The 26,239-nt window shown below is 62.2% G+C and carries 25 protein-coding genes and 1 tRNA gene; 13 read left to right on the forward strand and 13 right to left on the reverse strand.

Features of this window, described 5'->3' with window-relative positions; translation table 11 throughout:
* Positions 1-477: 477 nt before the first annotated feature.
* Genes ampD through GNZ12_RS01945 form a run of 3 tightly spaced genes read right to left on the reverse strand, consistent with a single transcriptional unit; the run spans position 478 to position 2,340 of the window.
* Positions 478-1,074 carry a 1,6-anhydro-N-acetylmuramyl-L-alanine amidase AmpD gene (ampD, locus tag GNZ12_RS01935; RefSeq protein ID WP_172308754.1) on the reverse strand — a complete coding sequence of 199 codons (597 nt, stop codon included), beginning with the start codon at positions 1,072-1,074 and terminating at the stop codon, positions 478-480.
* Positions 1,071-1,403, reverse strand: coding sequence for a PP0621 family protein (locus GNZ12_RS01940; RefSeq protein WP_172308755.1), 333 nt, complete (start codon positions 1,401-1,403; stop codon positions 1,071-1,073). Before GNZ12_RS01940 ends, ampD begins: the two co-directional genes overlap by 4 nt.
* A 10-nt stretch (positions 1,404-1,413) precedes the next feature.
* On the reverse strand, positions 1,414-2,340 hold the full coding sequence (locus GNZ12_RS01945; protein ID WP_172308756.1) for a cytochrome C assembly family protein: 927 nt from the start codon (positions 2,338-2,340) through the stop codon (positions 1,414-1,416).
* Positions 2,341-2,421: 81 nt separating this feature from the next.
* Between GNZ12_RS01945 and ffh the strand changes: the two genes are divergently transcribed.
* Together ffh and GNZ12_RS01955 are read left to right on the forward strand one after the other, a co-directional pair.
* Entirely contained in the window at positions 2,422-3,789 is a 1,368-nt protein-coding gene (gene ffh, locus GNZ12_RS01950) for a signal recognition particle protein (RefSeq protein WP_172308757.1), read from the forward strand.
* 170 nt (positions 3,790-3,959) lie between these two features.
* Positions 3,960-4,511, forward strand: a complete 552-nt coding sequence (locus GNZ12_RS01955) for a hypoxanthine-guanine phosphoribosyltransferase (RefSeq protein ID WP_074282154.1) — start codon at positions 3,960-3,962, stop codon at positions 4,509-4,511.
* 133 nt (positions 4,512-4,644) lie between these two features.
* Here GNZ12_RS01955 and GNZ12_RS01960 read toward each other — a convergent pair whose 3' ends face one another.
* Both GNZ12_RS01960 and GNZ12_RS01965 read right to left on the reverse strand, forming a co-directional pair.
* The gene (locus GNZ12_RS01960) at positions 4,645-5,244 is read right to left on the reverse strand and encodes a MarC family protein (RefSeq protein WP_172308758.1); all 600 of its coding nucleotides are present in this window, start codon (positions 5,242-5,244) and stop codon (positions 4,645-4,647) included.
* Positions 5,245-5,256: 12 nt separating this feature from the next.
* Positions 5,257-6,993: a proline--tRNA ligase gene (locus GNZ12_RS01965; protein ID WP_172308759.1), complete on the reverse strand. Its 1,737-nt coding sequence runs from the start codon at positions 6,991-6,993 to the stop codon at positions 5,257-5,259.
* Between the two features lie 369 nt (positions 6,994-7,362).
* Between GNZ12_RS01965 and GNZ12_RS01970 the strand changes: the two genes are divergently transcribed.
* Positions 7,363-8,106, forward strand: coding sequence for an RNA pyrophosphohydrolase (locus tag GNZ12_RS01970; RefSeq protein WP_172308786.1), 744 nt, complete (start codon positions 7,363-7,365; stop codon positions 8,104-8,106).
* A gap of 77 nt (positions 8,107-8,183) precedes the next feature.
* Positions 8,184-8,735 (forward strand): CNP1-like family protein, encoded by a 552-nt coding sequence (locus GNZ12_RS01975; protein ID WP_172308760.1) that lies wholly within the window; start codon positions 8,184-8,186, stop codon positions 8,733-8,735.
* 112 nt (positions 8,736-8,847) lie between these two features.
* Here the strand turns inward: GNZ12_RS01975 and proB are convergent, their stop codons facing one another.
* The 4 genes from proB to rplU form a co-directional block, all read right to left on the reverse strand.
* Positions 8,848-9,966 carry a glutamate 5-kinase gene (proB, locus tag GNZ12_RS01980; RefSeq protein ID WP_172308761.1) on the reverse strand — a complete coding sequence of 373 codons (1,119 nt, stop codon included), beginning with the start codon at positions 9,964-9,966 and terminating at the stop codon, positions 8,848-8,850.
* Positions 9,967-10,039: 73 nt separating this feature from the next.
* On the reverse strand, positions 10,040-11,161 hold the full coding sequence (cgtA, locus tag GNZ12_RS01985) for an Obg family GTPase CgtA (RefSeq protein WP_172308762.1): 1,122 nt from the start codon (positions 11,159-11,161) through the stop codon (positions 10,040-10,042).
* 229 nt (positions 11,162-11,390) lie between these two features.
* Positions 11,391-11,654 (reverse strand): 50S ribosomal protein L27, encoded by a 264-nt coding sequence (rpmA, locus tag GNZ12_RS01990; protein WP_007180330.1) that lies wholly within the window; start codon positions 11,652-11,654, stop codon positions 11,391-11,393.
* A 25-nt stretch (positions 11,655-11,679) separates the two neighbouring features.
* A complete protein-coding gene (gene rplU / locus GNZ12_RS01995) occupies positions 11,680-11,991 on the reverse strand; it encodes a 50S ribosomal protein L21 (protein ID WP_007180329.1) in 312 nt (103 codons plus the stop codon).
* Between the two features lie 239 nt (positions 11,992-12,230).
* On the opposite strand from rplU, the gene GNZ12_RS02000 reads away from it, so the two are divergent.
* From GNZ12_RS02000 to yacG, 9 genes are all read left to right on the forward strand, one after another.
* On the forward strand, positions 12,231-13,223 hold the full coding sequence (locus GNZ12_RS02000) for a polyprenyl synthetase family protein (protein WP_074282147.1): 993 nt from the start codon (positions 12,231-12,233) through the stop codon (positions 13,221-13,223).
* Positions 13,224-13,261: 38 nt separating this feature from the next.
* Positions 13,262-13,338, forward strand: a tRNA-Pro gene (locus GNZ12_RS02005).
* Between the two features lie 203 nt (positions 13,339-13,541).
* Entirely contained in the window at positions 13,542-14,846 is a 1,305-nt protein-coding gene (locus tag GNZ12_RS02010; RefSeq protein WP_172308763.1) for an HlyC/CorC family transporter, read from the forward strand.
* A gap of 132 nt (positions 14,847-14,978) precedes the next feature.
* Entirely contained in the window at positions 14,979-16,286 is a 1,308-nt protein-coding gene (locus GNZ12_RS02015) for a GspE/PulE family protein (RefSeq protein WP_172308764.1), read from the forward strand.
* Positions 16,283-17,512, forward strand: a complete 1,230-nt coding sequence (locus GNZ12_RS02020; RefSeq protein ID WP_172308765.1) for a type II secretion system F family protein — start codon at positions 16,283-16,285, stop codon at positions 17,510-17,512. Before GNZ12_RS02015 ends, GNZ12_RS02020 begins: the two co-directional genes overlap by 4 nt.
* Before the next feature lie 27 nt (positions 17,513-17,539).
* The gene (locus tag GNZ12_RS02025) at positions 17,540-18,481 is read left to right on the forward strand and encodes a prepilin peptidase (RefSeq protein WP_172308766.1); all 942 of its coding nucleotides are present in this window, start codon (positions 17,540-17,542) and stop codon (positions 18,479-18,481) included.
* A gap of 3 nt (positions 18,482-18,484) precedes the next feature.
* Positions 18,485-19,087 (forward strand): dephospho-CoA kinase, encoded by a 603-nt coding sequence (coaE, locus tag GNZ12_RS02030; protein WP_172308767.1) that lies wholly within the window; start codon positions 18,485-18,487, stop codon positions 19,085-19,087.
* A gap of 201 nt (positions 19,088-19,288) precedes the next feature.
* A complete protein-coding gene (gene zapD / locus GNZ12_RS02035; RefSeq protein WP_091798841.1) occupies positions 19,289-20,044 on the forward strand; it encodes a cell division protein ZapD in 756 nt (251 codons plus the stop codon).
* A 114-nt stretch (positions 20,045-20,158) separates the two neighbouring features.
* On the forward strand, positions 20,159-20,356 hold the full coding sequence (gene yacG, locus GNZ12_RS02040; protein ID WP_172308768.1) for a DNA gyrase inhibitor YacG: 198 nt from the start codon (positions 20,159-20,161) through the stop codon (positions 20,354-20,356).
* Positions 20,357-20,442: 86 nt separating this feature from the next.
* Here the strand turns inward: yacG and GNZ12_RS02045 are convergent, their stop codons facing one another.
* The 4 genes from GNZ12_RS02045 to secA all read right to left on the reverse strand — a co-directional run bounded on the left by GNZ12_RS02045 (position 20,443) and on the right by secA (position 25,977).
* Entirely contained in the window at positions 20,443-20,865 is a 423-nt protein-coding gene (locus tag GNZ12_RS02045; protein ID WP_159000773.1) for an NUDIX domain-containing protein, read from the reverse strand.
* Positions 20,862-21,731: an ATP-binding protein gene (locus tag GNZ12_RS02050; RefSeq protein ID WP_172308769.1), complete on the reverse strand. Its 870-nt coding sequence runs from the start codon at positions 21,729-21,731 to the stop codon at positions 20,862-20,864. Before GNZ12_RS02050 ends, GNZ12_RS02045 begins: the two co-directional genes overlap by 4 nt.
* A gap of 42 nt (positions 21,732-21,773) precedes the next feature.
* Positions 21,774-23,015: a bifunctional glutamate N-acetyltransferase/amino-acid acetyltransferase ArgJ gene (gene argJ, locus GNZ12_RS02055; RefSeq protein WP_172308770.1), complete on the reverse strand. Its 1,242-nt coding sequence runs from the start codon at positions 23,013-23,015 to the stop codon at positions 21,774-21,776.
* Between the two features lie 151 nt (positions 23,016-23,166).
* Positions 23,167-25,977, reverse strand: a complete 2,811-nt coding sequence (gene secA / locus GNZ12_RS02060) for a preprotein translocase subunit SecA (protein WP_172308787.1) — start codon at positions 25,975-25,977, stop codon at positions 23,167-23,169.
* Positions 25,978-26,239: the final 262 nt, after the last annotated feature.

A 26,239-nucleotide genomic window follows, 5' to 3' on the forward strand; every position in this document is an offset into this window, starting at 1 on the left:
GAACGCTGCGCCGCCGCGTGCGCAAGCGATGGGGTGCAGGAAAAAGGCCGGCTGAGCCGGGTGGCGGGATGCGACAGCGGTGAAGCCTGATTCGAATTGATAACGGTCTTCACCATGTGTGTCGCGATCACTTGCTATGCCCTTTTCCTGAATGTTTCTGGACGCTGCCGGTTCTCTCGATCGGCCACGCCGCAGGAATATTTTTCGCTGCCCGGAATGCTTGCGGCGCCGTGCTCGGGAAGCGGGGCGCCGCAGACTTATGCACTCAGTTATGCACAGAGTTATACACACCGGACACAAGATATAGTGCGAAACTGAATTTCAGGCACCAAGTATAGTGTAGTTTCAAGACAGGTCAAATCGTTTTATTTGCTTTCAAAGGCTTGACTTTTGCATAGCGCGACGCGAAGCCGACTCCCCGGAGAACAAGGCAGCGCCTTGTTCTCCTCGCATCACGCGAGGTCGCGCGAAGGGTCGTTACAGCGTTTTGGAAAACTTGAGATAGGGGAAGTACTGATCCGCCAACGCGGTATCGCGCTGCAGACGCTGCCACTCGAAATGCGGCCCTGGATCGGTCTTGCGACCGGGGGCGATGTCAGAGTGACCGGCGACGCCCTCGACCGGATAGCGGGTCTTGAGCGCCGTCACAAGTGCACCAAGCGTGCGGTATTGCGCCGCTTCGAAAGCAGTCGTATCACTGCCCTCCAGCTCGATGCCAATCGAGAAATCGTTACAGCGCTCGCGGCCGAAAAAATTCGACGGCCCGGCGTGCCATGCCCGCTCGTTGCAGGACACGAATTGCTCGAGCGCGCCGTCGCGATGAATCACGAAATGCGCCGACACCCGCACGCCGCGCAGATGCGTGTCGTAGTAAGGGTGAGCGTCGCAGTCGAGGGTGTTCAGGAACAGCTCGGCGATCGCCGTGCCGCCAAACTCATTGGGCGGCAGGCTGATGTTGTGGACGACGATCAGCGTCGGCACAGCCCCTTCGGGCCGCGCTTCGAAATTCGGCGATGGCAGTTTGCGTGCGGCGCTGACCCAACCGTCGGCATCGACGGTGAACGCGACGCTCATCGAGCGTCGCGGCCCGTGGGTCGCGCGCCGTGACGCTGGGCGTGCGCGGCGCTGCAGAACGGCTGCCCCGCCACCACCACGGAGTCGCTCTTCGGCGCGTGCACGCCGCACTCGGTACAACGGATCATCGGCTCGGCGAGCTGCGGCTGCGCTTGCGGCGCATTGGGCCCACGCGCCCCGCCGTTCGCGCCTTGTGCACCGCCCGCACCCGCGGCGCCATTCGCCCCGGCACCCGTGCGTTGCGGCGCTTGAGCGTCATGACGACGCAGCGCCTTGACCAGCCACTGGCCAACAATGAACAACAGGATCAGCAGAAAAATTTGTCGCATAGCAGGACACTCACACTACAGCACGGTGCAACAGCACCTCGAATACAAAACGGCTGCCGACGTACGCGAGCAACAGCGCGACGAACGACGCCAGCACCCAGCGCAATGCCGCACGGCCGCGCCAGCCGGAAACCTTGCGCGCGGTCAGCAGCGCGCCGAACATCACCCAGGAAAGAATCGCGAAGACAGTCTTGTGATCCAGCCGCAATGCGCGGTCGACCAGTTGCTCGCTGAACAGGATGCCCGACACCAGCGTCAGTGTAAGCAGCACGAAGCCGGCGCCGATCAGACGGAACAACAGCTTTTCCAGTGTCAGCAGCGGCGGCAAGGTATCGAGCCAGCTCGACAACCAGCCGTTGCCCGCAGCAGCCGCATTCCGTTGCGACACGCCGCCGCGCATTGCGTGCAAACGCCGCTCGACCAGCAGCATCAGAATCGCGTGCAGCGCCGCGATCGCGAACAAGCCATACGCGATATTGGCGATCAGGAAGTGCAGCTTGAACATTGGCGCGGCCGAATACGGCAGCACGCGTACGCCATTGAACGCCAGCGGTAATAAAGAAGCGACGCAGGCGAGCGGCAACACCAGCAGGCGAAGGCCGTCGAGTGGAAAGAAAAAGCTCTCGATCCAGTAGATGCCGGCGCCGAGCCAGAACATCGCCGACAACGCGAACGCAAAACCGAACACCATCGCGTTTTGGGGAAAGATGGTGGTATGCAGCAGCACGCCGTGCGCGAGCAGCGCGACGAACAGTAGCGCGCGTCCCGACGTGCTCATGCCCGAGGCGGCCGATGAAGCCGACAGGCCCGTGGCGACGGGCACCGGCGGCACGCTCTCGAGCATGGGGCGCACGGCGGCGTGCCGGTGCGAGCGCCAGCCGGCCACGGCGAGACCGCCGTAGAGGAGCGCAGTGAGGGCATACAGTACAATATCCATATTCGAAGTTTACACTAGGCCCCTGCTCCGCGACGTCTCCCGCATCGCGCCCCGCTCCGGCCGCACTGTTCATCGCTCCCCATGCTCGACAATCTGACTCAACGGATGGCGCGCGTCGTCAAGACGCTGCGCGGCGAAGCCCGGCTCACCGAGGCGAACACTCAGGAAATGCTGCGCGAAGTGCGCCTCGCGCTCCTCGAGGCGGACGTGGCGCTGCCCGTCGTGCGCGAGTTCATCGCCAAGGTGAAGGAAAAAGCGCTCGGCGAGGAGGTCCTCAGCAGCCTGTCGCCGGGTCAGGCGCTGGTCGGCGTGGTGCAGCGCGAGCTGACCGCGATCATCGGCGGCGACTATGAAGGCAAGGCGGTCGAGCTCAATCTCGCCGTCACGCCGCCGGCCGTCATCCTGATGGCGGGTCTGCAAGGCGCCGGTAAGACGACCACGGTCGGCAAGCTCGCCAAGCTCCTGCGCGAAAAATACAAGAAGAAGGTCCTGACCGTTTCGTGCGACGTTTACCGCCCGGCTGCTATTGCGCAGTTGAAGATGGTGACCGAGCAGGTCGGCGCGGACTTCTTCCCGTCGGAACCGGATCAGAAACCGGTCGATATCGCGATCGCCGCGGTGGATTGGGCCAAGCGCCACTACCACGACGTGCTGCTGGTCGACACGGCCGGCCGCTTGGGTATCGACGAAGCGATGATGCAGGAAATCACCGCGCTGCACAGCACGCTGAAGCCTGCGGAAACGCTGTTCGTGGTCGACGCGATGCTCGGTCAGGATGCCGTCAATACCGCGAAGGCCTTTAGCGACGCATTGCCGCTCACCGGCGTGGTCCTCACCAAGCTCGACGGCGACTCGCGCGGTGGCGCGGCGCTCTCCGTGCGTCACGTGACGGGCAAGCCGATCAAGTTCGTCGGTGTCGCCGAAAAGCTCGACGGTCTCGAAGTCTTCTATCCGGATCGCATGGCGAACCGGATTCTCGGCATGGGCGACATTCTCGCCCTCGTCGAAGAAGCGCAACGCGGTGTGGACGTTCAAGCCGCGCAGAAGCTCGCTGACAAGGTCAAGAAAGGCGGCGACTTCGACCTCAACGATTTCCGCGCGCAGTTGACCCAGATGAAGGGCATGGGCGGCCTGTCGTCGCTGATGGACAAATTGCCGGCCCAGTTCCAGCAAGCCGCCGCCGGCGCCAACATGGGCCAGGCCGAAAAGCAGATGCGCCGCATGGAAGGCATCATCAATTCGATGACGCCGCTGGAACGCGCCAAGCCCGACCTGATCAAGGCCACCCGCAAGCGCCGCATCGCCGCTGGCGCGGGCGTGCAGGTGCAGGAAGTCAACCGCATGCTGAATCAGTACGACCAGATGCGCACGATGATGAAGAAGCTGAAGGGCGGCAATCTGCAGAAGATGATGCGCGGCATGAAGGGCATGATGCCCGGCATGCGCTAAGCTTTAGCAAGACGGCGGCGCGCGTGGTTCCATGCATGAACAACGGCACGCGCGGCTGATTCCGGATTTGTGCGGGTTTATTCTGAACCGCACACCGCCGTCCCCAAAGAGGACTTCCTTCGGGGCGTTCTCACCCACACTATGTATACAGTTACCGCCCGTCAGACGTCATGAACCGCGAAGAAGCTCTCCACATCTATAGCCACTCCGAAGAAATTGTTTCGGCCAACGACGTCAACGCGTCGATCAGCGGCATGGCGGCCGCCATCCGCGACGAGATGAGCGAGGACTTCCCGCTCGTGCTGTCGGTGATGGGCGGCGCGGCGGTGTTCACTGGCATGCTGCTGCCGCACCTCGATTTCCCGCTCGAGTTCGACTACATCCACCTGACCCGCTATCGCAACACCACCAAGGGTGGCAACGAGATGCAGTGGCGCGTGGCGCCGGCCGAGTCGGTGAAGGATCGCGTCGTGCTGGTGCTCGACGACATCCTCGACGAAGGCGAGACGATGGCCGCGATCCGCGACCGCATTCTCGCGATGGGCGCGAAGCGCTTCCTGAGCGCGGTGCTGTGCGAGAAGATCATTCCGAAGGCCAAGCCGCTGCGTCCGGATTACTGTGGATTCGAAGTGCCGGACCGCTACGTGTTCGGTTGCGGAATGGACGCCAAGGGCTACTGGCGCAACCTGCCGACCATTCGGGCGTTGACCGAGGGCGCCTGAGCGTTGCTGGTCCAGCAGCGCCATTTACGGCGCGCATTGGCGTAAAAAAAGCAGCCCGCGGGCTGCTTTTTTGTTTGTCAGGCCGTTGATAACACCAACGCGCTACCGTGTTGAAACCCGCATCGGGTCTCACTCAAAGTTGATGCACAAAAGAGCGGATACCGCCGAGCATCATTTCGACTGAGATCGCCACCAGCACCAATCCCATCAGCCGCTCGAAGGCCATCATCGCGCGCTCGCCGAGCCACGCCTGAATGCGCTCCGCCAGCATCAGCACGATCGCGCAGACGATCATCGTGACGGTCAGCGCACCGATCCATTCGAACATCTTGCCGGGCGCCTGTGACGTCAGCAGCATCACCGTCGCCAGCGCCGATGGGCCCGCCAACGCTGGGATAGCGAGCGGCACGATGAGCGGCTCGCCGCCCCGCGTGTCGCCGCCGAACGGACCGTCCGGATGCGGGAACACCATTCTGAGCGCGATCAGAAACAGCACGATCCCGCCGCCGATGCGTAGCGACTGGTCGGTCAGACTCATCATGCGCAGAAAGCCGTCACCAACCACCATGAAGACCAGCAGGATCGCGAAAGCGATCGCCACCTCACGGAGAATGACGACCGAACGCCGCTTCGGCGACACACCCCGCAGACAACTGATGAAGAGCGGAATGTTGCCGAGCGGGTCGGTGATCAAAATCAGCAGGATGGTCGCGGACAGGAAGGTGTACTCCACCGTCCGCTCCGCTTACTGCGCCAACGCGGCGCGAACTTTACCGATCACCGTTTGCGCGGCGTCTTCGACCGGCAGCAGCGTCGCTTCAACATCGCGGCGCCCTTGATACTCCAGCTTGCCGTCCTTGAGACCACGATCGCCGATCACCAGACGATGCGGCACGCCGATCAGCTCCCAGTCGGCGAACATCACGCCCGGGCGTTCGCCGCGATCGTCGAGGATCACGTCGATGCCCGCTTCAACCAACTCCGCGTACAGCTTGTCGGCCTGCTCACGCACCGCTTCGCTGCGGTCGTAACCCATCGGGCACAGCACGACCACGAACGGCGCGATCGATTCCGGCCAGATGATGCCCTTGTCGTCGAAATTCTGTTCGATCGCCGCGCCCAGAATACGCGTGACACCGATGCCGTAGCAGCCCATTTCCATCGGCTGCGGCTTGCCCGTCTCGTCGAGGCAGGTCGCGTTCATCGCTTCCGAATACTTCTTGCCGAGCTGGAACACGTGGCCGACTTCGATGCCGCGGCAGATTTCGATCACGCCCTTGCCGTCCGGCGACGGATCGCCCTTCTTCACATTGCGGATATCGGCGACGACCGGCTCCGGCAGATCGCGGCCCCAGTTCACGCCGGTGGTGTGGTAATCCATTTCGTTCGTACCCACCACGAAGTCACTCATGTTCGCGACCGTGCGATCCGCGACGACCTTGATCGGCTTCTTCGTGTTGATCGGGCCGAGGTAACCCGGCGGCGTGCCGAAGGTCTCGATGATCTCGGCTTCGGTCGCCATGCGGAAGTCCGCCAGACCCGGCAGCTTGCTTGCCTTGATCTCGTTCAGCTCATGATCGCCGCGCAGCATCAGCAACCAGATAGTCGGTTCAGCGCCTTCGTTTTCCGTGGCGAGGATGATCGACTTGATCGTGCGCTCGAGCGGGATGTTCAAGAGCTCAGCCACGGCCTCGCACTTTGCTTTACCCGGCGTTGCGGTCTTCTTCATTTCCTCGGTCGGCGCCGCGCGTTCCGTGTAAAGCGGCAAAGCTTCAGCCGCTTCAACGTTCGCAGCGAAATCCGAGGTCGGGCAATAGGCGATCGCGTCTTCACCGGTGTCGGCGATCACGTGGAATTCATGTGAGCCGCTGCCGCCGATCGAACCGTTGTCCGCGGCCACGGCGCGGAAATCCAGACCAAGGCGCGTGAAGATCCGCACGTACGCGTCGTACATCTTGCGATACGACTCGCGCAGGCCTTCCGCGTCTTTGTCGAACGAGTACGCGTCTTTCATGATGAACTCGCGGCCGCGCATCACGCCGAAACGCGGACGGATCTCGTCGCGGAACTTCGTCTGGATCTGATAGAAGTTCACCGGCAACTGGCGATAGCTCTTGATCTGGCCGCGCGCGATGTCCGTGACCACTTCTTCGTGGGTCGGGCCGATCACGAAATCGGATTGCTTGCGATCTTTGAAGCGCAGCAGTTCGGGGCCGTATTTTTCCCAACGGCCCGATTCCTGCCACAGTTCGGCCGGCTGCACGGCCGGCATCAACAGTTCGATTGCACCTGCCCGGTTCATTTCTTCGCGCACGATGGCTTCCACCTTGCGGATCGAACGCAGGCCGACTGGCAGGTAGTTATAGATGCCACCGGCGACGCGGCGGATCATGCCGGCGCGCACCATGAGCTTGTGGCTGACAATCTCGGCGTCGGCAGGCGCTTCTTTCAGCGTGCCGATAAAGAAACGGGAAGCTTTCATTCAGATTTTCCAAAAGCGGCGGCTCCGGAGGGACCGCCCGAAAGGTGAAAACGGTGAGGAAATCGACACAGACCCGGCTTGGAGCCGGCACGGACTCGCCGAACACCCGGCCAAAGTCTGGTCAGGACCCGACTCAGACCCGGCAAACACCCTGATACCCAGGCAAAACCCCGGCAAAAACGCCCCGATCGCGGCGCTGAAACCGCCGCGCAAAGCCTTTGCAGCAAGGGATAAGGCACGGAAAGACTAACAGGCTACCGCAAACGCGGGCCTTTTGCGGCGAATCGTTCCAATCTGGTGCGAATCGGTGCGTCGGGTCCGTTATCTGTTTATAATCAAAGCAATTTTAAAGGATTCGAAGGTGGTTGTATGCTGGATCGTGAAGGCTTTCGCCCGAACGTCGGCATCATCCTCTTGAACGCGCACAACGAGGTGTTTTGGGGCAAACGGCTCCGTGAACATTCCTGGCAGTTTCCGCAAGGGGGCATCAAGTACGGAGAGACCCCTGTGCAAGCGATGTATCGGGAGTTACACGAAGAAACCGGGCTGCTTCCTGAGCACGTCAAGGTGATCGGTCGCACGCGCGACTGGTTGCGTTACGAGGTGCCTGACAAGTTCATCAAGCGCGAAGTACGCGGTCATTACCGCGGCCAGAAACAAATCTGGTTTTTGCTCCGGATGGTTGGACGCGATTGCGACATATGCTTGCGCGCCACTGACCACCCTGAGTTCGATGCGTGGCGCTGGAACGAGTACTGGGTGCCCCTCGACTGTGTGATCGAGTTCAAGCGGGATGTGTATCAGTTGGCGCTGACGGAGCTATCCCGTTTCATGCGCCGGGCTGCGCCGCGTGCGGAAAAACCTGGCGGGCACCATGGGCCGCGTTATCCCCGGATAGCGTCGTCAATGGAAAGTCCGCCGGATTCGACGATGATGACGGTCACTGCCTCGGTGACCACACTCAGCATCGAAACGTCGATTCACACGACGATCGTGTCTGATTGCGGTCCGGGCTCCGGGTCGGTAGCCGAGGTTGGCTCCGAGTCGGAACACGAAGACGAATCGGAGCGCGAAACCGCCGGCTCGCTGTTCCGCCCTGGCGTAAGCAATTAACAACTCTGTGCGGCTTGTCCACGCCGCCTCTGCGGGTGCGGCTCAATGAGCCGCACCCGTGTTTCGAGGAAACCATATTGAAAGCACTTGCTCTCGTCGTGGCGTGCGTCGCCACCGGCGCCCTGCTGGCTGGTTGCGCCAGCAAACCCACAAATAAAGACGACAGCGCGTTTGCCTACTTGCTGGACCGGCCGAGCAACTGGGTGGAGAACAAGGTGGACACGTTGCCGCCGCTGCCACAAGACTCGAATCTTCTTCCTTTCGATGTCTCCGGCAACACCCCGCTGCAGTTCTCGATCGATAGAAACTCGTTGAGCGTCGGCACCGACGGCGTGGTGCGCTACACGGTGGTCGTGACAAGCCCAAGCGGCGCGCGCAACGTGAACTACGAAGGGATTCGCTGCGACACGTATGAATGGCGCCAGTACGCTGGGCTGAACGCCGATCACGACGGCTGGGACCAGACCGTCGCCAACGACTTCAGGCGCATCGAGAATGGCGCGCTGAACGCCTATCAGGCAGCGCTGTATCAGGATTATTTCTGCGCGAACAAGATACCCATCGGCAACGCGAAGCAGATTGTCGAGAACATCCGCTACAAGCGCACGCAGACCTCACTGGTTCACTAAGGCAGGCTTCGCGAGCGCACTTCGAATCTGGAAGACGCCGCGGACGTGAAAAAGCCGTTCCAGCTCACGCTGGAACGGCTTTTTTGTCTTTGGCGCGTACTTTGTCCGGAGATCAGACCAGCACGAGGTTGTCGCGGTGGATCAACTCAGGCTCCAGCATGTAGCCGAGCACCGATTCAATCTCGCCGCTCGGACGCCGCTGGATCAGCTTGGTTTCCGCACTGCTGTAGTTCGTCAGGCCACGTGCAACTTCACGCCCTGCCGCGCTTAGGCAGGCGATCACTTCGCCGCGCGCAAACGCGCCCTGCACGCCGACGATACCGATCGGCAGCAAGCTCTTGCCGCCTTCGGTCAGCTTTTCGACTGCGCCATCGTCGATCACGACATGACCACGCACCTGCAGGTGATCAGTCATCCATTGCTTGCGCGCCGCCATGCGTGCAGTGCGAGCGATCAACTGCGTGCCGATCGCCTCGCCCGAGGCCAGCCGTGACAGCACGTCCGCTTCACGACCGCTCGCGATGACCGTATTGGCGCCGCTGTGCGCCGCGCGTTTGGCCGCGAGAATCTTGGTCAGCATACCGCCACGCCCCAGGCTCGAACCAGCACCGCCCGCCATTGCTTCGAGCTCCGGCGCACCAGCATCTGCCTGCTGAACCAGTGTTGCGTTCGGATCCTTGCGCGGGTCGGCGGTAAAGAGACCTTGCTGATCGGTGAGGATCACGAGCGCATCGCCTTCGATCAGATTCGCGACCAATGCGCCCAGCGTGTCGTTATCGCCGAACTTGATTTCGTCGGTGACAACGGTGTCGTTCTCGTTGATGATCGGCACGACGCCAAGACGCAGCAGCGTCAGCAACGTGGAGCGCGCGTTCAGATAGCGTTCGCGGTCGGCCAGATCGGCGTGGGTCAGCAGAATCTGCGCGGTCTGGATCGAATGTTCGGCAAAGCGGCTTTCGTAGACTTGCGCGAGACCCATTTGACCGACCGCGGCGGCCGCCTGCAATTCGTCGATCTCGCGTGGCCGCTTGGTCCAGCCGAGCCGCTGCATCCCTTCGGCAATGGCGCCCGAACTGACCAGCACCACTTCCTTGCCTTGCGCGCGCAGTGCGGCAATCTGAGCGGCCCAGCGGCCGATCGCAGCATGATCGAGGCCGCGCCCGTCATTCGTGACGAGGCTCGAGCCGACTTTCACTACCAATCGCCGTGAATCTGCGATGACGGAACGCATTGTGCGCGGTCTCCCAAGATGACGCGTGATGCATGCCGGCGACCCTTACAGGCGCCGGCGCTCAGGCTTGTTATTACTGCGGGTCGACGCTGGAGTCGTCCGGCGCAGCGGCCGGCGCTTCTGGCTTCTCGCGGAAGCGCACATCAGCGGCGAGATCTTCGGCTTCGGCCGCGCGCTGCGCGTCCGAATGCGCGGCGATGTGGTCATATATCGCGTAGCAAAGACTTTCGCAGCCCTGGCCGGTCAGCGCCGAGATTTCGAACACCGGGCCATCCCAACCGAAGCCTTCGAGGAATGCCGACACACGCGCTTCACGCTCGTCTTCCGGCACCATGTCGAGCTTGTTCAGCACGAGCCAGCGGGGTTTCTCATACAGCAACTCGTCGTACTTGCGCAGCTCGTTGACGATCGCCTTGGCCTCCGCGACCGGATCGACTGCTTCGTCGAACGGTGCGAGGTCGACGATATGCAGCAGCAGGCCGGTACGTTGCAGGTGACGCAGGAATTGGTGGCCGAGGCCGGCCCCTTCCGCCGCACCTTCGATCAAACCAGGAATATCGGCGATCACGAAGCTACGGCTCGGCCCGACACGCACCACGCCGAGATTCGGTGCGAGCGTGGTGAACGGGTAATCCGCGATCTTCGGCCGCGCGTTCGACACCGACGCGATGAAGGTCGACTTGCCGGCGTTCGGCATGCCGAGCAGACCGACGTCGGCCAGCACCTTCAATTCGAGGCGCACCATGCGGCGCTCGCCCGGCTTGCCGTCGGTTTTCTGACGTGGCGCGCGGTTCGTACTGGATTTGAAATGCAGGTTACCGAGACCGCCCGCGCCGCCTTGCGCGATTTGCACGCTCTGGTTGTGCTCGGTCAAGTCGGCGATCAGTTCGCCGGTTTCCATATCGGAAATGGTCGTGCCGACCGGCATGCGCAACGTGATGTCGTCGCCGCCTTTGCCGTAGCAGTCCGCGCCGCGGCCGTTTTCGCCGTTGCGCGCCAAATGTTTTTTCGCGTAGCGGTAGTCGATCAGCGTATTGATGTTGCGGTCCGCGACCGCGATCACGCTGCCGCCCCGCCCGCCGTCGCCGCCATCCGGGCCGCCGAACGGAACGAATTTCTCGCGGCGCATCGACGCGCTGCCATCCCCTCCGTCGCCGGCGATGACTTCAATCCTCGCTTCGTCAATGAACTTCATGCGTAACTCCGTCCCGTGGTGTACTGCTAGATGGTGCTGCTGGGTTGATGCTTTCAGATGATGCTATTTTGCCGCGCCCGCCGTGCGGTGAGCAATCAGCCGATCGGCTAACCGCGCCGACATGGCCACTCAATCCGCCCATTCTTCAGGCAAAAGACGCTGCAATAAAAAAGGCCCCGCGAACTTCGCGGGGCCTTTTTCCGGTCCTGAAGCCCGTGCCTGAGTAAACTCAGACTGCTGCCGGGACGACGTTGACCATGTGCTTCTTCGCTGCGCCCTTCGTCGAGAAATTGACGTGGCCGTCCGTCAGCGCGAACAAGGTGTGATCCTTGCCGATACCGACGTTTTCGCCCGGGTGCATGCGCGTGCCACGTTGACGCACGATGATGCCGCCAGCGTTGATGGCCTGACCGCCGTAAACCTTGACGCCGAGACGCTTCGATTCAGAGTCGCGGCCGTTGCGGGATGATCCGCCTGCCTTTTTGTGTGCCATTTGATTTGCTCCTTAACCGGTGCGCTTACGCGTTGATCGCGTCGATGCGCAGTTCGGTATAGTTCTGGCGGTGGCCGCCATGCTTCTGGTAGTGCTTCCGGCGACGCATCTTGAAGATGGTCACTTTTGCGTGACGACCTTGCGACACGACGGTAGCCTTGACGGAAGCCCCACTGACCAGCGGCGTACCGAACTTAATCGATTCGCCTTCGCCCACTGCGAGAACCTGGTCGAGCGTGATTTCAGCGTCAATGTCTGCCGGTATCTGTTCTACTTTAAGTTTTTCGCCGACGGCAACCTTATATTGCTTGCCACCGGTTTTTATGACCGCGTACATTGAGAACCTCACTCTGTGTTCATTTTTCCCACGCACCGCGCGCGGAAACCCGTGATTATACATAGAGTTAGCTGCTCGGTCAAAACTCATTGAGCGTCGCCGCGCGCACCGCCCGGCGCCTTGCCGTCCAGCCCCGGCACGCGGCCCTGCCGCGGCCTCCGTCGCGCCGTGCCGCAGCCTGCGACCCGGAACTGCCACGATTCGCCTTATAATTCGCGGCACTACCCAACTCAGCCATCATGTCGTCGACTGCCACCCCCTCCTCCAACGCCGCCAGCCTGCTCGCTCCGATCGCCGAAGACATGCAGCAGGTCAATCGCGTCATACGGCACCGTCTGGCGTCCGACGTGATGCTGATCAATCAGATCTCCGAGTACATCATCAGTGCAGGCGGCAAGCGGCTACGGCCCGCGCTGCTATTGCTGATGGCGGGTGCACTGGGCGAAACCACCGGGCATCGCCACGAACTGGCGGCGGTGGTGGAATTCATCCACACGGCCACGCTGCTGCACGACGACGTGGTCGACGAATCCGACCTGCGGCGCGGCCGCCAGACCGCCAACGCGCTGTTCGGCAACGCCGCGAGCGTCCTGGTCGGTGACTTCCTGTACTCGCGCTCGTTCCAGATGATGGTCGGCGTGGGCAAGATGCGCGTGATGGAAATCCTGTCGGAGGCGACCAACATCATCTCCGAGGGCGAAGTGCTGCAGTTGCTGAACATGCACGACGCCGACGTGGACGAAACGCGCTACATGCAGGTGATCCGCTACAAAACGGCCAAGCTGTTCGAAGCCGCCGCCCAACTCGGGGCGGTGCTGGCCGGTTCGGATGCAAAGACGGAAGCCGCGGCGGCGGAATTCGGCCGCCGTATCGGCACCGCGTTCCAGATCATGGACGACTGGCTCGACTATACGGGCACGGCTGAATCGATGGGCAAGAACGCCGGCGACGATCTGCGCGAAGGCAAACCCACGCTCCCGCTCATTTATCTGATCGAACGCGGCACGCCTGAGCAGTCGGCGCTCGCACGGGAAGCCATCGAGCAAGGCGGCACGGACCGTTTCGACACCATTTTCGAAGCGATCACGCGTTCCGGCGCACTGGATCACACGCTCGAGTGCGCGAAGCAGGAAGCGCTGGCAGCAGCTGCAGCAATTTCTTCATTTCCCGATTCCATTTTCAAAGATAGTCTGCTAGAATTATGTTCTTACTCGACGGCAAGACAGTCTTGAACGAGACTGAAACACCGTAAGAGTCCAGCAGTACAGATCGGGGTGTAGCTTAGCCTGGTAGAGCGCTACGTTCGGGACGTAGAGGCCGGAGGTTCGAATCCTCTCACCCCGACCAGATTTGCCTTGTTAGTTCAAGGCTCGAAAAACCGCCCAGCTTGCTTGGCGGTTTTTTGTTTTGGGTCGCGATTTTTCTGCACCTCGTCAACGGCATGCCGTTGCGTGCGACTTGTCCTGAGCGTCTTAGGCCATCCGCACAGGCGGTTAGCCCAGCCCCCTCTGCTATATTCTCTCCATCCCGTCCCCTATCTTTCACAACGCGTGGAACAACTTCCCTTATGGGCGCAGATTGGCGCCGTCTTTCTGCTGCTTATCTGCTCCAGCTTTTTTTCGATTTCCGAAACGGCGATGATGGCGATCAACCGCCATCGCCTGAAACACCTTGCCAATAAGAATGCGCTCGGTGCGAAGACCACTCAGGGTCTTCTGGCACACACCGACCAGCTGTTGAGCGTGGTCCTGATCGGCAACAATCTCTTCAACACGATTATCCCGGTGCTCACCACCTCGATCGCGTTGCATACCTTCGGCCATAACAATGTGGTGCTGTCAATCGCGACCGGCATCGTCGCGTTCCTGATCATCGTGTTCGCGGAAATCACGCCGAAGATCGTCGGCGCGACGTTCCCGGAGAAGATCGCGCTGCCGGCCAGCCTGTTGATTGCACCAATGATGCGAGTCGGCAAGCCGCTCGTCTGGTTCGTCAATCTGTTCGCGAACACGATCTTGCGCGTGCTGCATATCAATACCAAAGGCGCGCACGATCAGCGGCTTTCCACCGAAGAGCTGCGCACCATCGTGCTCGAATCAGGCAGCTTCATGCCGACCAAGCACCGCAGCATTCTGCTGAACCTGTTCGACCTCGAGAACATCTCCGTCGACGACGTGATGATCCCGCGCCGCCGCATCGAAGCGCTCGACTTCGACGCGCCGTTCGAACAGATCCTGCATCAGCTGGAAACCTGTTATCACAACAAGCTGATCGTCTATCAAGGCGACATCGACCGGGTGCTCGGCGTGCTCCACGTGCGCAAGACACTGGCTGCGCTGCACAACCAGGAACTGGAGCGCGAGACACTGCGCGAGTTGCTGGCCGAGCCGTATTTCGTGCCGACCGGTACGCCAGTATTCCAGCAACTGCAGTACTTCCAGGAGAGCCGTCACCGTACGGCGCTGGTCGTGAACGAGTACGGCGAGCTGCAAGGGCTGGTCACGCCGGAAGACATCATCGAAGAGTTGATCGGCGAATTCACCACGTCGATTCCGCGTAGCGCCAATTCGCGCGGCGGCTGGAACGAGGGCGGCGAATGTATCGTTGCGGGCAGCATGCCGCTGCGCGAACTGAACCGCTGGCTGCATCTCACACTGCCGACCGACGGACCAAAGACGCTCAACGGGTTGATTCTCGAAATACTCGAAGAGATTCCCGATGGTGACGTGTGCGTGCAGATCGGCGAGGTGAAACTCGAAGTGATGCGCAGCGACGACCAGGCGATTCGCACCGTCAAGCTGTTCAGACCGCCCGCTCGCGCGGGTGCAAAGGCCGTCAAGGCCGCGCGCGGCTAAGCCCCGCACGCCGCAGAGCATCGCACAGTGGCGCAACGCGCGCCATTAGCCGATTGGCTGAATGGTGGTGTTGGCGGCCTTACCGGATGATGAAGTCGTCGTGTTCTACAGGCGGCTCATCACCGGTCGCTCATGCAAGGTTCTTTTCAACGCGCGGCGTCGTTGCGGCCCGTCGCATTCGATAGCGAAAGCCCAGCCAAACCCAGGCACAACACCTTTCCGGCCGATGCCAGTGTCAGTGCCAACCTCAACGCGAGTCTCGTCGATTCCGACAACGCGCCTGCCGTTCGCCTCTTAACCGACACGCTGCAGGAAGCAACCCGCCGCAATGCGTCGGACCTGCACATCGAGCCGGCGGAACATGGCTGGCGCGTGCGTTTGCGCATCGACGGCGTACTGCATGAAATCCCTCAGCCTCCCGCGCATCTGCGCGACGCGTTCATCACGCGCGTGAAGGTGCTGGCGCGCATGGATATCGCCGAGCGGCGCGTGCCGCAGGACGGCCGGCTGCGTATTGCCACGTCACCCGGCCGCGTCGAAGACTATCGCGTCAACTCGCTGCCTACCCTGTTCGGCGAAAAGCTGGTGTTGCGCAGGCTCGACGCGCTACCCACCGATCTTTCGCTCGACTCGCTCGGCCTCGATCCACAACAACGCGAAGCCGTCGATGCCGCGATTCGCGCGCCGCACGGCCTCGTGCTCGTCACCGGGCCCACCGGAAGCGGCAAGACGCTGTCGCTGTACTGCTTCCTGCACATGCTCAACGATGAGGCGCGCAATCTGTGCTCGGTGGAGGATCCGGCGGAAATCCAGTTGGCGGGTATCAATCAGGTCAGCGTGCGCGAAAAGGCCGGCCTGACATTCGCGGTGGCACTACGTGCGTTTCTCCGTCAGGACCCCGATGTGATCATGGTTGGAGAAATCCGCGACGACGAAACCGCCGATGTTGCCGTGAAGGCCGCGCAGACCGGCCACCTCGTCCTGTCGACCTTGCACACGAATGACGCGCCTGCTGCCGTCGCGCGCCTGATCGACATCGGCGTCGAGCCGTACAACCTCGCCGCCGCGCTCAGGATGGTGACGGCACAACGGCTCGTGCGGCGGCTCTGCGCAGCGTGCCGCGCACCCGCTCGGCAATCGGTGGCGGCGCTGCGGGCAGCGGGTTTCGCCGACGATCAGCTCGACGGCTGGCAACTATTCACCGCCACCGGATGCGCAGCCTGCCACGATATCGGCTATCGGGGCCGTGTCGGGGTTCACCAGGTCATGCCTGTGTCCGATGCGATGCGTGAGTTGATCGTGGCACGCGCAGGCACCCACGAGCTGGCCCGGCTCGCGCACACTGAACAGGTCACCACCTTGCGCGCCGCAGCCTTGGCGCGTGTGCGCGACGGCACGACAAGTCTTGCCGAAGCGCTGGCCGCTACCGAGGTCGCATGAGCACTGCAGCGACTCACCCACCGCCAGCGGCCGAGATGCGCTTCAGATGGCGCGGCGTCGATGCCGACGGTGTACAGAAAACCGGTGCGCTCATTGCGCCAGACGTCAGCACCGCGCGAGCCATGCTCAAGCGTAAAAAGCTGTTCATCGTCGAACTCGCGGCACGCGGGCCGGCGCCACGTCCCCAAACCCGCACCATCGACGTCACGGTGTTCACCCGCCAGCTCGCCAGTCTGCTACGCGCCGGTTTGCCACTCGCACCTTCGCTGGAACTGCTGGCGCAAGCGCAGCATTCACGCCGGCAAGGCATGCCGCGGATCGTCGGCGCGCTGGCGCGCGACATCACCCGTGGCCTGCGCTTCTCCGCGGCATTGCAGCGACATCCTGCGCAGTCCAACGCGCTGTACTGTCAGCTCGTCGAAGTCGGCGAAGCAGCCGGCGCGCTGCCGGCCGTCCTTGCCCGGATTGCCGACGACCGCGAACGCGCCGCCGCGCAGCGTGCCAAGGTGCGCGCCGCACTCACTTATCCGGTCGCGATCCTGTTGCTGGCAATTGCCATTACCGCAGCGCTGCTGGTTTGGGTCGTGCCGACCTTCAAGCAGATCTTCGACGGCTTCGGCGCGCAACTGCCCGCCCCCACGCAGTTCGTGCTGGCTTTGTCGGCGGGTGCCGCGCGATGGAGCATTCCTCTGGCCGTCGTGATCTTCGCAGCGGGCTCGGTTGTGACGTTTCTGTTACGACGTTCCGAAGCAGCGCGCATCCGCTTCGCGCGCTTATCGCTGACAATGCCGGTCGCCGGTCCGTTGCTGCGCACCTTGTGCGCGGCGCGCTGGAGCTGCGCGCTCGGCACCTTGCTGTCGGCCGGCACACCGCTCGCGGACGCGTTCGATTCACTGACTCACGCCACCGGCAACGCTTTCTTCGATCGCGCCACTGTGGAAATTGCCGCCCGGCTGCGGCGCGGCGAACGGCTTGCCGCGGCCATGCGCGCGGCGCACTGCTTTCCGCCGGAGGTCGTGCAGCCGGTTGCGGTTGCCGAGGAGTCCGGGGCGCTCGACACGATGCTGATCGATGTGGCGTCGCTCGCCGATCGGCAGGTAGACGAAAAGATCGGCACGCTCTCGAGCCTGTGCGAACCGCTTGTCATCATCGTGCTGGGCACGCTGGTCGGCGGCCTGGTGATCGCGATGTATCTTCCCATTATTCAACTCGGCAACGTAGTGTAGCATCGCAGCCGAATCCCACCCTTTTATATGCAGGCCACTATTCCGCTCGTGTCAGATACTTCTTCCAGCCTCATTTCGGGCCTGCTGCCCGGCCACTTCGCATCAGGTCTCGGCCTCGCGTTCGGCAGCTTGCCCAGCGGCCTGCAGATCGCATTCGTGATCGTATTCGGCCTGGTGATCGGCAGTTTCCTGAACGTGGTCGTGCATCGGGTGCCGATCATGCTGGAGCGTGCGTGGCGCGAGGAAGTCAGCGAGGCCACCGAACAACCCCTCGAAGGCGACGGCTTGCCCGCCCGCTACAACCTGTGGGTGCCGCGCAGCGCGTGCCCTCATTGCGGCCATGTGCTCAGCGCATGGGAGAACCTGCCGGTACTGAGCTATTTGCTGTTGCGCGGGCGCTGCTCCGCATGCAAGACACACGTAAGTCTGCGCTACCCGCTGCTCGAAATCGCCAGCGCCGCCTTCGCGGCCGGGGCGCTCGCACTGTACGGGCCGACCGGCATGGCACTCGCCGCCTTCGGACTGTGCGCCGCATTGCTCGCAATGAGCGCGATCGATATCGATACACATCTGCTGCCTGACTCCATGACGCTGCCGCTCCTGTGGGCCGGCTTGATCGTGAACTTCAACGGCACGTTCGCAAGCCTCCACGATGCCGTGCTGGGCGCGATCTTCGGCTACCTGATGCTGTGGGCCGTACATTGGCTGTTCCGTCTGGTACGCGGCGTCGAAGGCATGGGCTATGGCGATTTCAAACTGCTGGCTGCGCTCGGCGCGTGGCTCGGCTGGGCGGCGCTACCGCAGATCGTGCTGATCGCGGCGGTCGCTGGCGCGGTGGTCGGTCTCGCGGCGACGTGGCGCGGCCGCATGCACTTCTCTGAGCCACTGCCGTTCGGGCCATTTCTCGCAGCGGGCGGTGCTGTTACGCTATTTCTCGGCACACCGCTTTACCTGGCATTGGGGGGCTGAAGCATGTTTGCTGTGGGATTGACCGGCGGCATAGGCAGCGGCAAATCGACCGTGGCCGACCTGTTCGCCGCGCACGGCGTACCGCTTGTCGACACGGACCTGATCGCGCACCGCATCACAACGCCGCACGGCATTGCGATGCCACAGATCGCCGCGGAGTTCGGCGATTCGTTCGTTGCGGCAGACGGCTCGCTCGACCGCGCCCGCATGCGCACGTTGGTGTTCAGCGACGACGGCGCGCGCAAACGCCTGGAAGGCATCACGCATCCGTTGATTCGTGCGGAGACCGAGCGCGAGCAGCGTGAGGCGCAAGGGCCGTACGTGATCGTGGTCGTACCTCTGCTGGTGGAGTCAGGTAACTGGAAGACGCGCGTGAATCGTGTGCTGACGGTCGATTGCAGCGTCGAGACGCAAATCTCGCGCGTGATGAGTCGCAACGGGTTCAGCCGTGAACAGGTGCTGGCGATCATCGCCCGCCAGGCGACGCGCGAAGCACGCCTCGCCGCTGCCGACGACGTCATCGAGAACGACAACGCACCGTTCGACGCGCTCAAGGCGCACGTCGATGCGCAGCATCGCGTCTATCTGTCGCTAGCGGGCGCATGACAACACGCGGCCGTGCGCCGCGTCCCACGTCGGTTTGTTGAGCTTCGCGGTGGCACACGAACCAAAGCACGCCGAAACCCACCCGAAACACGTGAAAAAAGTTGCGAATTCGCGCTGAAAAAGTGCGTGATTGCTAGGGTAGTCTCACGGCATTAGAATGTTCTGCATTCCCGTCACCGACCACGCCCGAGGCGAGCCCGCTTGATCCTTTACGAGTATCCCTTCAACGAGCGAATCCGGACGCTATTGCGCCTCGAAGATCTGTTCGAGCGCTTCACGTTCTTTCTGACTCAGGAAGACGCCAGGGAACATCACGTCGCACTGACAACGTTGTTCGAAATCTCAGAGGTTGCGGGTCGTGCGGATCTGAAGTCCGATCTGATGAAGGAGCTCGAGCGCCAACGGCAAACGCTGGCGCCGTTCCGCGGCAATCCGGGCATCGAGCAGAACGCGCTGGAGGCGGTGCTAGGAGAAATCGAGCAGACCTTGGCGGGGCTTTCACAGATGCAGGGCAAGACCGGCCAGCATCTGGCAGACAATGAGTGGCTCGCCAGCATCCGCAGCCGCGCGATCATCCCGGGCGGCACCTGCAAGTTCGATTTGCCTTCGTACTACGCATGGCAACAGATCCATCCCGATCAGCGTCGGCAGGACATCGCCAAATGGGTCACGCCGCTGCTGCCGTTGCGCGACGCGGCAACCATCGTGCTGCGCCTCGCACGCGAATCGGGTCAGGCGTCCAAGGTCATGGCCATGCAGGGCAGCTATCAGCAGATGCTGTCGGGCCGTTCATACCAGTTGATGCAGGTACGGGTGGCGCCTGAATTGCGCGTGATTCCAGAGGCGAGTGCTAACAAGTACATGCTCTGGGTGCGATTCACCGTGCAGGACGGCGATCTCCGTCCGCGCGCGGTCGATGTCGACGTGCCGTTCCAGCTCACGCTTTGCAGCCTGTAAGCCAAGCTGTAACGCCCGCCTTGTAGAAGTGAATCGCGGGGCCGCGCCTTTGAACCGGCGAAAAATGCCCCTATATTCGTTACTTGTTCCGTTTCCGATTGACTGCCTGACCGTATGCCTACTGTCGTCAAATGCCCCACTTGCGGGAAGGATGTCCGCTGGACCCCTGAAAACCGCTTCCGCCCGTTCTGCTCCGACCGCTGCAAGCAGATCGACCTCGGCGCCTGGGCCGCTGAGAAGTACAAGATAGGCGGCACGGATGAAGAAGCGCCGTCAGATGAATCGCCTACTGGGGATTACAACCCACACTGAGGGCGGCAGACTCACGCAGCGATGCGATGCAGTCGCGCGCGGCGACGCTGCTCGCGCAGCGCCGCCTGCAACCACGAATCAGTTTTCTAGTTTTTCTCAGCCGCGAGCCATTCCAGCACGGGAATCGTCGCCGGCAACAACGGTGAGACATCCGCCGGCAGCGTCTGCCAGACAAACGCCTGACCTTCCCGGCCGTGCGGTTCACCGGACCACTGCGTCACCTTGCAGAAGAACAGCCGCACATAGGCGTGCGGGTAGTCGTGTTCGAGCGTGTGCCAAAGATGGCTCGCCTTGACGTCGATACCCAGCTCCTCGTGCAGTTCACGGGCTAGTGCGGCCTCGACCGACTCGCCCGCTTCCAGCTTACCGCCCGGAAACTCCCAATACCCTTCGTACGGCTTGCCGGCCGGGCGCTGCGCCAGCAGATAGTGTCCGTCTGGCTGAATCAGCACGCCGACGGCGACTTCCGTCACCGGGCGGCCAGCGGCATTCTTCTGCGCGTCGCTCATGCCGGGGCCTTCCGGCCGGACCAGTCGCGCGCGAACTGCCACGCGACACGCCCGGAGCGCGAACCGCGCTCCAGCGCCCATACCAGCGCATCGCCGCGCGCCGCTTCGACTTCTGCGTCGTCGCAGCCGAAATAGCGCAGCCAGTGGCCGATGATCGACAGGTAGTCGTCCTGTTTGAACGGGTAGAAGCTCACCCACAGCCCGAAGCGCTCGGACAGCGAGATCTTTTCTTCGACCAGTTCGCCCGGATGAATCTCGCCGTCGGCCATGTGCTTGTACGTCTCGTTGTCGCTCATGTACTCGGGCAGCAGATGGCGGCGGTTGGACGTTGCGTAGATCAGCACGTTGTCTGACTGCGCAGCGATCGAGCCATCCAGCGCGACCTTCAGCGCCTTGTAGCCCGACTCGCCGTCTTCGAACGAGAGGTCGTCGCAGAACACCACGAAACGCTCCGGCCGTTGCGCGATCAGATCGACGATGTCGCCGAGATCGTGCAAATCGTCTTTATCCACTTCGATCAGGCGCAGGCCGTCTTTCGCATAGGCGTTCAGGCAAGCCTTGATCAGCGACGACTTGCCCGTGCCGCGCGCACCCGTCAGCAGCACGTTATTGGCCGGCTGCTTGTGCACGAACTGAAGCGTGTTCTGCTCGATCAATCCTTTCTGACGATCGATGTTTTGCAGGTCGTCGAGCGTGATCGACGAAATGGCGGGAACCGGCTGCAGATAGCCACGCCCCTGGCGCTTGCGCCAGCGAAAGGCAACCGCCGCCGACCAGTCAATCTCCGGTTCGGCGGGCGGAAGCATCGCTTCGAGGCGGACGAGTACGGCTTCTGCCCGGGTCAGAAACTTTTCGAGTTTGTCCATGGCTGTGAAATAAGCGGCCAAAACGCCGCGTAATGAACCTGGTTACGAACGATAGTCGGCGTTGATGCTCACGTAGTCGTGCGACAGATCGCAAGTCCAGATCGTGGCTTGCGCATCGCCGCGGCCGAGTACGACACGAATGCCGATCTCGCTCTTTTTCATGACGCGCTGGCCATCTTCCTCACGGTAGGCCGGATTGCGGCCGCCGGCAGTGGCGACCAGCACGTCGTCCAGATACAGATCGATCTTGCCGACGTCGAGATCGTCCACGCCGGCATAGCCGATAGCCGCGAGAATGCGGCCAAGATTCGGGTCCGATGCATAGAAGGCCGTCTTCACGAGCGGCGAGTGGCCGATCGCGTAAGCGATCTGGCGGCATTCGCCTACGCTCGAGCCGCCTTCGACCTGCACGGTCATGAATTTGGTCGCGCCTTCGCCGTCGCGCACGATCAGTTGTGCGAGGGTCTGGGCGATTTCGGTCACCGCGTCGCGCAACGCTGCATAAGCGGGCGCGTCGGTGGACGTGATCGCGGGCAGGCTCGATTTGCCAGACGCGATCAGGATGAAGGAATCGTTGGTCGACGTATCGCCGTCGATTGTGATGCAGTTGAACGAGCGGTCCGCCACGTGCTTGACCAGCGCGTCGAGCACCGGTTGCGCGACGGCGGCGTCGAACGCGAGGAAGCCAAGCATGGTCGCCATGTTCGGCTTGATCATGCCGGCGCCCTTGCTGATACCGGTCAGCGTGACCGTGTGGCCGTCGATCGTGACCTGGCGCGAAGCCGCTTTCGGCAAGGTGTCAGTGGTCATAATCGCTTGGGCGGCGTCGTACCAGTTGGCTTCCTTGCGGTTCGCCAGCGCGGCCGGCAGACCTGCCTTCAGACGATCGACCGGTAGCGGTTCCAGAATCACGCCGGTCGAGAACGGCAGCACCTGTTCCGGCGCGATGTCCGCGAGACTCGCGAGTTCAGCGCAGGTTTCGCGTGCTGCAGCGAGGCCCGGTTCGCCCGTGCCCGCATTCGCATTACCGGTGTTGATCACGAGCGCGCGAATCGGCTTGCCGCCCGCACGCACGCGCTCCAGATTCTCACGGCACACCGTAACGGGCGCGGCGCAAAAGCGGTTCTGTGTGAACACGCCACCTACCGTCGCACCTTCGCCAACGGAAATGACCAGCACGTCCTTGCGGTTCGGTTTGCGGATATTCGCCTCCGCCCAGCCCAGTGTCACGCCGGCGATGGGATGGAGTTGAGCGGGATCGATCGAGGGAAAATTGACAGCCATGGTCGCGACCTGTCGAAGAAAATGCCGGCAGACGCCGGCATCGAGGGAAACGGAAACTGATGGTTCGGGCGCGTTGCCGAACCACCGCGAAATCACCAGCAAAGCGCTGTGTAAAACGAAGCGGCGCGCTTAAAGCGCGCCGCTTTCGCCATTATGCAATCCTACCGTGACACTGCTTGTACTTCTTGCCGCTACCGCACGGACACGGGTCGTTGCGGCCGACCTTCGGCACGTTGTCCCCGCTCAGGTCCGGCGCGACGGCGTGCGACGAGCCGTGGCTCATCGCCTCGCCGATCATCGCGGCAGTGGCTGCTTCCGCAGCAGCAGGCGCTGCTGCTGCCGCTTCGGCAAATTCGGCGTGACGGAACTCGACGTTTTCGAGGTGGCTGGCTTGCTCTTCGTACTGCTCGGCGGCCTGTTCCAACTGTTCCGGCGACTGGATCTGCACGTTCATCACCACACGGGTGACTTCGAGCTTCACGGCGTCGAGCATGGCAGCGAACAGTTCGAACGCTTCGCGCTTGTATTCCTGCTTCGGATTCTTCTGCGCGTAACCGCGGAGATGGATACCCTGGCGCAGGTGATCGAGCGCGGCCAGGTGTTCGCGCCAGCTGCGGTCCAGCGTTTGCAACATGATCGAGCGCTCGAACGCACTGAACGATTCGCGGCCGACCTGTTCGACCTTCGATTCGTACGCTTCGTCCGCAGCAGCTTCAACCGCTTCGAGAATCTCGTCCACGCTGATCGAGTTCGACTCGTTGATCATTTCCTGAATCGCGAGGTCGAGTTGCCATTCGTTGCGCAGCACTTCTTCCAGTTCAGGCACGTCCCACTGCTCTTCGATGCTGCCGGCCGGCACGAACTGGTGAACGATATCGTTGATCACGCCATGACGCATGGCGCCGATGGTTTCGGTGATATCGTTCGCTTCGAGCAGTTCATTGCGCTGCTGGTAGATCACCTTGCGCTGATCGTTCGACACATCGTCGTATTCGAGCAATTGCTTGCGAACGTCGAAATTGCGCGCTTCAACCTTGCGCTGCGCCGATTCGATTGAACGCGACACGATGCCCGCCTCGATCGCCTCGCCTTCCGGCATCTTCAGGCGGTCCATGATCGCGCGCACGCGGTCGCCCGCGAAAATGCGCAGCAGCGGATCTTCCAGCGACAGATAGAAGCGCGACGACCCCGGGTCGCCCTGACGGCCGGCACGGCCACGCAACTGGTTGTCGATCCGGCGCGATTCGTGACGTTCAGTGCCGATGATATGCAGACCGCCCGCGGCCTTCACCTGATCGTGCAGTGCTTGCCATTCGTCGTGCAGCTTCTGAATGCGGCGTTGCTTCTCATCGTCAGAAAGCGTTTCATCCTTTTCGATAAAGGACGCCTGCTTTTCGGCGTTGCCGCCGAGCACGATGTCGGTACCGCGACCGGCCATGTTCGTCGCGATTGTGACGCGCTTCGGACGGCCTGCTTCAGCGACGATCTCAGCTTCACGCGCGTGCTGCTTGGCGTTCAGCACTTCGTGCGGCAACCCGGACTGCTTCAGCAAATGCGACAGCAGTTCCGAGTTTTCGATCGACGTTGTGCCGACCAGCACCGGCTGACCGCGCTCGTGACAATCGCGGATGTCGCGGATCACCGCGTCGTAGCGTTCCTTGGCGGTCTTGTAAATCTGATCCTGCTTGTCGATCCGCTTCGGCGGACGGTTGGTCGGGATCACGACCGTTTCGAGACCGTAGATCTCGTTGAATTCGTACGCTTCAGTATCGGCCGTACCGGTCATTCCGGACAGCTTCGCGTACATACGGAAGTAATTCTGGAACGTGATCGACGCGAGCGTCTGGTTCTCGCTCTGGATCTTGACGTGTTCCTTCGCCTCAACCGCCTGGTGCAAGCCATCCGACCAGCGGCGGCCCGACATCAGACGGCCGGTGAATTCGTCGACGATCACGACTTCGCCGTTCTGGACGACGTAGTGCTGATCCTTGAAGAACAGCGTGTGCGCGCGCAGCGCGGCGTACACGTGGTGCATCAGCGTGATGTTCTGCGGCGCGTACAGGCTTTCGCCCTCGCCGATCAGGCCCCATTCGGAGAGCAGACGCTCGGCCTTTTCGTGGCCCGATTCCGTCAGGAAGACCTGGCGGCCTTTCTCGTCGAGCGTGTAATCGCCCGGTTTTTCGACGCCGGTGCCATCGGCCTTCTCTTCGCCGATCTGACGTTCGAGCAGCGGCGGCAGCGCATTCATGCGCACATACAGTTCGGTGTGGTCTTCGGCCTGGCCGGAGATGATCAGCGGCGTGCGGGCTTCGTCGATCAGGATCGAGTCGACCTCGTCGACCACCGCGAAATTCAGGGCCCGTTGCACGCGCGCGTCGGTCTCGTAGACCATGTTGTCGCGCAGGTAGTCGAAGCCGAATTCGTTATTGGTGCCGTAGGTGATGTCTGCGGCGTACGCTTCCTGCTTCGCGCCATGATCCATCTGCGACAGATTGATGCCGACCGACAGACCGAGGAAGTTATACAGACGCGCCATCCATTCGGCGTCGCGCTGTGCAAGGTAGTCGTTGACCGTGACGACGTGCACGCCGCGGCCGGACAGCGCATTCAGGTACACCGGCAGCGTGGCGACGAGCGTCTTGCCTTCGCCAGTGCGCATTTCGCCGATCTTGCCGTAGTGCAGGACCATGCCGCCGATCAGCTGCACGTCGAAGTGGCGCATTTTCAGCGTCCGCTTGCTGGCCTCGCGGCACACCGCGAAGGCCTCCGGCAGAAGCTTGTCGAGCGACTCGCCACTCGCGACGCGCTGGCGGAACTCACCCGTTTTGGCGCGCAGTTGGTCGTCCGTCAATTGCTCGATCTGCGGCTCGAGCGCATTGATCGCCGTGACGGTCTTTTGATATTGCTTGACTAGCCGCTGGTTGCGGCTGCCAAAAATCTTCTGTAGAAAACCGGTGGTCATCGGATCGGTGTCTGCGTCGCGGCTTCGGCTGGTTCGCGGCGTGCGGTTCATGCACGTGCGCTCCGGGGTCGGAAGGGCCTCGGCGGCTTAGTCCAAGAGTGAATTCGAATCGGGCATTTTAGCACGCGCCCCCGCCCGCGCCTGTGTCAGCGGCGCGACGGCGGCAAGGCACAGGAAGCCCGCTCCGGCGACGTCCGACGGTACGCATTGAGGCGGGTCCGCGTGCATCCCGCGCGGTACAATCGCGGCGTGAGCGCACATA

This window comes from Paraburkholderia solitsugae (genome assembly GCF_013177695.1).
Taxonomy (GTDB): domain Bacteria; phylum Pseudomonadota; class Gammaproteobacteria; order Burkholderiales; family Burkholderiaceae; genus Paraburkholderia; species Paraburkholderia solitsugae.